This window comes from uncultured Polaribacter sp. (assembly GCF_947497695.1).
Classification (GTDB): domain Bacteria; phylum Bacteroidota; class Bacteroidia; order Flavobacteriales; family Flavobacteriaceae; genus Polaribacter.
In genome coordinates, this window is record NZ_CANMHM010000032.1 from 1 (window position 1) to 485 (window position 485).

General features: G+C 26.2%; 1 pseudogene. It reads left to right on the plus strand.

Annotated features, from left to right (window positions below):
• Window positions 1–108: 108 nt before the first annotated feature.
• Window positions 109–485: pseudogene (locus Q0731_RS13135) on the plus strand (transposase); the annotation flags it as partial.

Genomic DNA, 485 nt, shown 5'->3' on the forward strand with positions numbered 1-485 from the left:
GTTGATTGGAGTTTTCATCAAATGAAAACAATTTGTAAAACTTTAAAATTAAAGTTACCCCGTACTAAATATTTAAAATGGAAAAAGCGCTATATAAATTATAGTAAAATGAGAAGAAAGACCAACAAAAAACGCACTCCTTTAACCAGATCTTTACTTCACTTACTAAAAAAAATAAATAAAGAATTAGATAGTTTAGAAAAACAATATTCTTTTAAAATGTCTGATAAATATTACAAACGAAGAGTAATTATCAAGAAAATAGCCTACCAACAATCACTTCTTTTTAACAAAGACGAAAAACCAAAAAACAGAATTGTAAGTATTGATAAAGAATATCTTCGCCCAATAATAAGGGGTAAAGAAATTAAAGCGGTAGAATTTGGAGCAAAAGTAAACAAACTCCAAATTGACGGAATCAATTTTATTCAGCGTATTAGTTTTGATAATTTTAATGAAGGAACACAGTTTAAAAACACTATTTA